Source organism: uncultured Rothia sp., from assembly GCF_916049665.1.
GTDB lineage: Bacteria > Actinomycetota > Actinomycetes > Actinomycetales > Micrococcaceae > Rothia.
In genome coordinates this window covers 1-6,591 of the sequence record NZ_CAJZIE010000092.1, presented here as the reverse complement: position 1 = coordinate 6,591, position 6,591 = coordinate 1, and the positions used below count along the sequence as shown (strand labels likewise).

The 6,591-nt window shown below is 57.7% G+C and carries 8 protein-coding genes; all 8 read left to right on the top strand.

Going from position 1 to position 6,591, the window contains the following annotated elements; translation table 11 throughout:
- Positions 1–353: 353 nt before the first annotated feature.
- Positions 354–491, top strand: a complete 138-nt coding sequence (gene rpmH / locus QZ540_RS07905; RefSeq protein WP_049332235.1) for a 50S ribosomal protein L34 — start codon at positions 354–356, stop codon at positions 489–491.
- 126 nt (positions 492–617) lie between these two features.
- Positions 618–995 carry a ribonuclease P protein component gene (rnpA, locus tag QZ540_RS07900; RefSeq protein WP_294629016.1) on the top strand — a complete coding sequence of 126 codons (378 nt, stop codon included), beginning with the start codon at positions 618–620 and terminating at the stop codon, positions 993–995.
- Positions 992–1,465 (top strand): membrane protein insertion efficiency factor YidD, encoded by a 474-nt coding sequence (gene yidD / locus QZ540_RS07895; RefSeq protein ID WP_294629014.1) that lies wholly within the window; start codon positions 992–994, stop codon positions 1,463–1,465. Before rnpA ends, yidD begins: the two co-directional genes overlap by 4 nt.
- 51 nt (positions 1,466–1,516) lie before the next feature.
- Entirely contained in the window at positions 1,517–2,506 is a 990-nt protein-coding gene (gene yidC / locus QZ540_RS07890; protein WP_294629012.1) for a membrane protein insertase YidC, read from the top strand.
- Between the two features lie 111 nt (positions 2,507–2,617).
- Complete coding sequence (locus tag QZ540_RS07885; RefSeq protein ID WP_294629010.1) at positions 2,618–3,184, top strand: R3H domain-containing nucleic acid-binding protein; 567 nt, start codon at positions 2,618–2,620, stop codon at positions 3,182–3,184.
- Position 3,185: 1 nt separating this feature from the next.
- Positions 3,186–3,827, top strand: coding sequence for a 16S rRNA (guanine(527)-N(7))-methyltransferase RsmG (gene rsmG / locus QZ540_RS07880; RefSeq protein ID WP_294629008.1), 642 nt, complete (start codon positions 3,186–3,188; stop codon positions 3,825–3,827).
- Positions 3,828–4,283: 456 nt separating this feature from the next.
- Entirely contained in the window at positions 4,284–5,126 is an 843-nt protein-coding gene (locus QZ540_RS07875) for a ParA family protein (protein ID WP_049349949.1), read from the top strand.
- A 234-nt stretch (positions 5,127–5,360) separates the two neighbouring features.
- Positions 5,361–6,591: ParB/RepB/Spo0J family partition protein (locus QZ540_RS07870; protein WP_294629006.1), on the top strand; the 1,231-nt coding region annotated here is incomplete at its 3' end.

Here is a 6,591-nt window from a genome sequence, read left to right as displayed (position 1 = left end):
ACCTCAGGAATACTGGGCTGTGGATAACTCTCCAGTGGGTGGGGGTGAGAGGCTGTTGTGCACCGCGGTGGATACCGCATTGCCGTAAATATCCCCAGGTTTACACTCTGTGGAATAAGGGGATCTCAACAGCCTATAGGGGTACCGTAAACATCCCCCTCTCTCCTTAAACGAGCCCGGAATCACGCGGAAAAACGCCCCAAGAACTTGATTTACGGCCTCCACTCTTCTAAAGTTGTGCTGTTGTGTGTGCACCGCCTACTGCGAATAGTCGCGGTACCTCCGTGCACCAAGAAGCGTACGGTTCCGATACCCCGTGAGGGCACGAACCGCAAAAATCAAGGAGACAAAGTATGAGCAAGCGTACTTTCCAGCCGAACAACCGCCGTCGCGCTAAGAAGCACGGCTTCCGTCTGCGTATGCGTACCCGTGCAGGCCGCGCGATTCTGTCGAACCGCCGCGGTAAGGGCCGCGCAAAGCTCTCGGCCTAATCACGGCATATAGTTCGCCCGCCGATGCACACGCATCGGCGGGCGAACTATCATTAAGCGTGAAATACACGCGGAGGTTAGCTCAGTACATGAGCTGAATCTCCCACACTACGTAAAGGGGAACACGTGCTGCCTCAACGGCACCGTATGCGCACCAGCGCAGAATTCTCCCACGCCTTCCGTTCCGGCATCCGTACAGGACGTCGGAACATCGTTGTATCTACGGCGAAAAATCCTGGAAAAACAACCCAGGTAGGTTTCATTGTGTCGAAGGCGGTGGGCAACGCAGTCACACGCAATCTGGTGAAGCGCCGGTTGCGTGAGCTTGCCGCGCTCACCTGCGCCGCGCATCCGGATGGGTACGCCATTGCGGTGCGAGCGCTTCCCGCCTCCGCGAATGCCAGCTGGGATCAGTTGCGCCGCGACTATGAATCGGCACTCGAGACCACGTTCGCTAAGCTCAACCGACCGCAGAATGCCCCGAACGGCGAGGGGACATCGTGAGTCACTCTCGCTGTTCCCACCGTGAAGAATGCTTCCACGCGCATCACAGCGGCACCTACAGTGCCTCGGCTGAAACTCTGGGCCCCGACGAACTGCTGGCGCTCGCGCCTAACGAATTCGTACGGCCAGAAACTTTCCTGCAGGCGCTCTACGTTCTACCGCAGAACCTGCTGATTGCGTGCATGAAGGCCTACCGCAAGGTCGTGTCCCCCCTCTACGGGGATGTGTGCCGCTACTACCCGACCTGCTCAGCCTACGCCCTGGAGGCGCTGACCACCCACGGTGCGATGGGTGGGCTTTCCCTGACGGTGCGCCGTATTCTGCGGTGTGTTCCCTGGGCGACCGGAGGTATCGACCCAGTCCCGGAGGGGAAGCGTACTTTCGCTCCCGGAGCAGAACCGAAAATTATTCTGCTCAACCACCCCCATCTTTACACCCCTCACACCGGTGGTGACGCCCGCCCTGAGTAGGCGGCGCCTCCCACACAATGACTTAGCCGAGTCCTTAAGGAGTATTCCCGCGTGAATATTTTTGATTTGATTCTTTGGCCGTTTAAATGGATCGTCTCCGTGGTCCTGTGGCTGTTCCACACTCTTTTCACTTCGCTGGGCATGGATCCGGCGTCCGGTATGACCTGGGTTCTGTGCATTATCTTCCTGACTCTGGTGATGCGTACCCTGACCATCCCGCTGTTCGTCAAGCAGATTAAGGCTATGCGCGGCATGACCGCGATGCAGGGCGATATGGCGAAGCTGCAGGAGAAGTACAAGGGCAAGAAGGACCAGCTCTCCCGCCAGGCTATGGCTCAGGAGCAGATGGAAATGTACCGTAAGCACGGTACGAACCCCTTCGCGTCCTGCCTGCCGATTCTGGCTCAGATGCCGATCTTCTTCGGTCTGTACCAGGTGCTGATGGGCGTTCCCACCGCGGCGCAGAGCAATGAGAGCGTGCTCATGCTACCGGCTGATCTGGTGCACCAGTTCAATGACTCGCAGATTTTCGGTGCTCAGCTGTTCGCGACCATGCTGCACCCGGGTGCCGGTGACACCACCGCGACCGTTGTTCAGGCGGTCATCATGATTGTTCTGATGAGTGCGACCCAGTTCTACATTCAGAAGCAGCTGAGTGTGAAGAACATGTCGGAGGCGGCTCTGAACTCTCCGATGTTCCGTCAGCAGCAGATGATCATGTACATCTTCCCGATCATCTTCGCTGTTTCCGGTATTAACTTCCCGCTGGGTGTTATGTACTACTGGACCGTGTCGAACCTGTGGTCGCTGGGTCAGCAGTGGTGGGTTATCCGCAATAACCCGACCCCCGGTTCTCAGGCGGAGCGTGAGCTGAACGCTCGCCGTGCGGCGAAGGGCCTGCCTCCGATTGGTAAGACCTGTGAGCAGCACGAGAAGGATCTGCAGGAGGCTCGTGAGCGTGCCGCTGCGGGTCAGCGTCAGCAGCCGGTCAGCAAGAAGCGCCAGAAGCAGCAACGCAATAAGCAGAACGGAAAGAAGTAGTTTTCTTCCGTGATTCGGGCCGGGTTCTCGCCATGTGTGGCGCGGGCCCGGCGCCGTGTATGAGATACTTTTTACCCCTAGGACACCCCTCCGAACACCCTGAGGATTATTGTGACTGAAGCTATGGAATATGAGGACGAGCAGCTCGTTGAGGAGCAGCTGGTAGAGGAGCCCCTTGAGGGCGAAGAAGACGATTTTGAGGACATCGACGAGGAAGGCGATATCGCCGCTGACTACCTCGAGGAGCTCCTCGATATTGTCGATATGGACGGCGATATTGATATTGAGGTGCGCAATAACCGCATCTACCTTTCGGTCTTCAACGACGACGATGACAATGAGGAACTGCGCCACCTGGTCGGCCGCCACGGCGAGGTTCTGGAGGCTCTGCAGGAGCTGGTGCGCCTCTCCGTCCTGGCTGGTAACGGCACCCGTTCCCGCCTGATTCTGGATGTTGCCGGTTACCGTGCTGAGCGTCGTGAGCAGCTGGAGAAGATCGCTGCTGACGCGATTGAGAAGGTGCGTGCTACCGGTCGTGATGAGCACCTGAAGCCGCTGAGCCCGTATGAGCGTAAGGTTGTGCACGATGTGGTCGCTGCTGCTGGGCTGTACAGCGAGTCTGAGGGTGAGGGTCCTCGCCGCCACGTGGTGATTTCTCTTCCCGAGGTAGGAGCCTAGTATGGAGACTTCGAAGGTTACTCTCAGTGAGAGTGAGCGCGCCGCTGCGGAGGCTGTGTTCGGTGAGCGTCTGTCCCTGGCGGAGCGTTACGTGCAGCATCTGGCGACGACCGGTATTGAGCGCGGTCTGATTGGTCCGCGTGAGGTGCCGCGCCTGTGGGCTCGTCACGTGCTGAACTGTGCCGTGGTGCAGGAGTACATTGCTCCGAACGCTTCGGTGGCTGATGTTGGCTCTGGTGCCGGTCTGCCCGGCCTATGCCTGGCGATTGCTCGTCCGGATCTGAAGCTGACCCTGATTGAGCCTCTGGAACGCCGTGTCATCTGGCTGAATGAGGTTGTCGAGGATCTGGGACTGGAAAACGTGACCGTGCTGCGCTCGCGTGCTGAGCAGGCTGTGGGCACTGTTGAGGCTGATGTGGTGACTGCGCGTGCCGTGTCCGCCCTGGTGGGCCTGCTGGACATCACCCTGCCGATTCTGCGCGGCACCGGCGAGCTGCTGGCTCTGAAGGGTCGTAGCGCCGCTGAGGAGATTACTAAGGCGAAGAAGAAGCTGAACCGCTACGGTGCGCGTGAGACTGAGATTCTCACCGCCGGTGGCAACCTGCTGGAAGAGCCGACGACGGTGGTTCGAGTCCGCCTCTAAAGGTTTCGTCTCAAATGGGCGGTACCGCAATGAGCTAGTGAATATGCTGGCTTACGCGGTATCGCCCATTTTTTGTGCGCAGGTTTGCCGGGGTGCGTAGTAATGGTGTCCGTAGGGTACATAGAATGACCTCTCGCGTGGAGTATTGACCTGATGCCGGGTACCCTTAAGAGAGGGTTGAAACCTTAGACTCTTCTGCACTATTGCCCAGTAGCTTATTCGTGGAGCTTGCGCCCTTTAAAGCTTCTGAGGCGGAGGCAATATTTCACGTGAAACATTGCAGGCGCCATCACCTTGGGAAGTATGTTTCACGTGAAACATGCGGAGAACGGGCGACGGTAGGGGAGCGGGGAAGTAGGCCCTCCTCGCACGTGAACATTTCAGAACATCACGCCAGGCGAGGCGCCAGAAGAAGCATCACCGTAGACACACCACCCGGAATATGGAAGGCACCCGATGACTCCTCAAGCTCAGAAATCTGTTGCAGATTTGCTCCCCAAGCCTGTGCATACGCGTGTCTTCACCGTGTCGAATCAGAAGGGTGGCGTGGGTAAAACCAGTACCGCTGTGAATCTCGCCGCTGCGCTCGCGGAGGCTGGCCTCAACGTCCTGGTCATCGACAACGACCCGCAGGGTAACGCCTCGACCGCACTGGGTATTGAGCACGGAGTGGATGTCCCCAGTGTCTACAATGTCCTGATTGAAGATAAGCCGCTTTCTGAAATCGTTCAGGAATGCCCCGACATGCCCGGCCTGTTCTGCGCCCCCGCCAATATCGACCTTGCGGGCGCGGAGATTGAACTGGTCTCCCTGGTGGCACGTGAGACTCGCCTCAAGAACGCCCTGATGGATTACACCGAGTGGCGCGAGAAGCAGGGCATGGAACGCCTGGATTACGTTTTTATCGACTGCCCGCCGAGCCTCGGCCTGCTGACCGTCAACGCCTTCGTCGCGGCAGAAGAAATTCTGATTCCGATTCAGTGCGAGTACTACGCTCTGGAAGGCCTGAGTCAGCTACTGAAGAATATTCAGATGATTCAGAAGCACCTGAACTCCAAGCTGCGCATTAGCACGATTCTGCTGACCATGTACGATGCCCGCACCAACCTGGCGTTCCAGGTAGCGGAGGAAGTGCGTGAGCACTTCCCGGAGGAGACCCTCAGCGTGAAGATTCCCCGCTCCGTGCGTATCTCTGAGGCACCCAGTTATCAGCAGACTGTCATCACCTACGACTCGTCGTCGACCGGCGCTCGCGCCTACCGCGAGGCGGCACAGGAACTCTCACGCCGATCTGCATAATCTAAATCTTTTGAATGAGCCCTTTTGAATTGTCTTTCGATGATTCAAAAGGGCTCATTGTGTGCGGTATTTTCTAGGTAAAATCTTCAAAAACATCCTTATCGCATTAATTTTTAAAAATAATGCGGATTGTGTGCCGCACAATTTCTGCTCCTGCTCTCGAGTGCTTATTTCGTTTACACTAGATGAAGAAGAAAAATGAGCGGGCTCGTCCGGGAGTCCTAAGGAGTAACGATGGCTGAAAAGCGACGCGGCTTGGGTCGTGGCCTGGGGGCACTGATCCCTCAGAGTACGAAGAATTCTGGTAATGCTGAGGCGAAGGCATCCGAAAATACTGCTGCAGCAAAGACTGCACCCAAGAAGGTAACTGCTCCGATTGAAGAGCCGATGACTGACGGTCTCTTCGAAATGGCTCACGAGGCCAAGCCGGAGAAGCACCGCAAGAGCACTAAGACCGAGGCTGTAGAAGCTAAGCCTGCTGACTCTGCGCCCGCTCAGGAGAAGCCGGCTCCTGTCGAGAAAGCGGAGGAAAAGGTAGAAACCCCCGCCTCCTCGCAGGATGTTTCACGTGAAACATTGAAGAAGAAGTCCCGCGTGGACATGGGGGCGGCTCTGCGTAACACCACCCTGACTCGCCGCCCGGTGGACTTCTTCTTTGGTGAAGATATCTCCACCCCGCAGTCTGCTTCCGAAGAACAGAGCGGTCTGGTTCCGGTTCCCGGTGCCCAGTTTGCCGAGCTGAATGTTCGCGATATTCACCCGAACCGCAAGCAGCCCCGAACCGATTTTGATGAGCAGGACATGGAGGAGCTCATCCACTCGGTGCGTGAGATTGGCGTTCTGCAGCCGATCGTTGTGCGTCCCTCGCGTGAAAACGGTGCCGAAAAGTATGAGCTGGTTATGGGTGAGCGCCGCTGGCGTGCAACCCAGGCGGCTGGTCTGACCACTATCCCCGCGATTGTTCGTGAGACTGAAGACGGCGACCTGCTCCGTGATGCCCTGCTGGAGAACCTGCACCGCAGCCAGCTGAACCCTATTGAAGAGGCGGCGGCATACCAGCAGCTCATGGAGGAGTTTGATACTACTCAGGAGCAGTTGGCTAAGCGCATCGGTCGTTCTCGCCCCCAGATTTCAAACACGATTCGTCTGCTGAAGCTACCGGCTCTGGTGCAGCGTCGCGTTGCGGCGGGTATTCTCTCCGCCGGTCACGCGCGTGCCCTGCTGGCTCTGACCGATCAGGCGCAGATTGAGACTCTCGCGCAGAAGATTGTGAATGAGGGCCTGTCGGTTCGTGCAACCGAGGAGCTGGTGAACCACGCATCCGGCGCCGCGGAGGTGAGGGAGCGTAAGGCTCCTCAGCCTCAGAAGCACCGTGAGCGCCTGGACTACATTGCGGAGGCTTTCGCGGATAAGCTCGATACTTCGGTGAAGATTTCGCTGGGTGCTCGCAAGGGTAAGATGACCA

What these genes read in the sequence shown, in the direction of transcription:
- rpmH (WP_049332235.1), top strand. Translation starts at nt 354, where the DNA reads ATGAGCAAGCGTACTTTCCAGCCGAACAACCGCCGTCGCGCTAAGAAG.
- rsmG (WP_294629008.1), top strand. Translation starts at nt 3,186, where the DNA reads ATGGAGACTTCGAAGGTTACTCTCAGTGAGAGTGAGCGCGCCGCTGCG.
- QZ540_RS07875 (WP_049349949.1), top strand. Translation starts at nt 4,284, where the DNA reads ATGACTCCTCAAGCTCAGAAATCTGTTGCAGATTTGCTCCCCAAGCCT.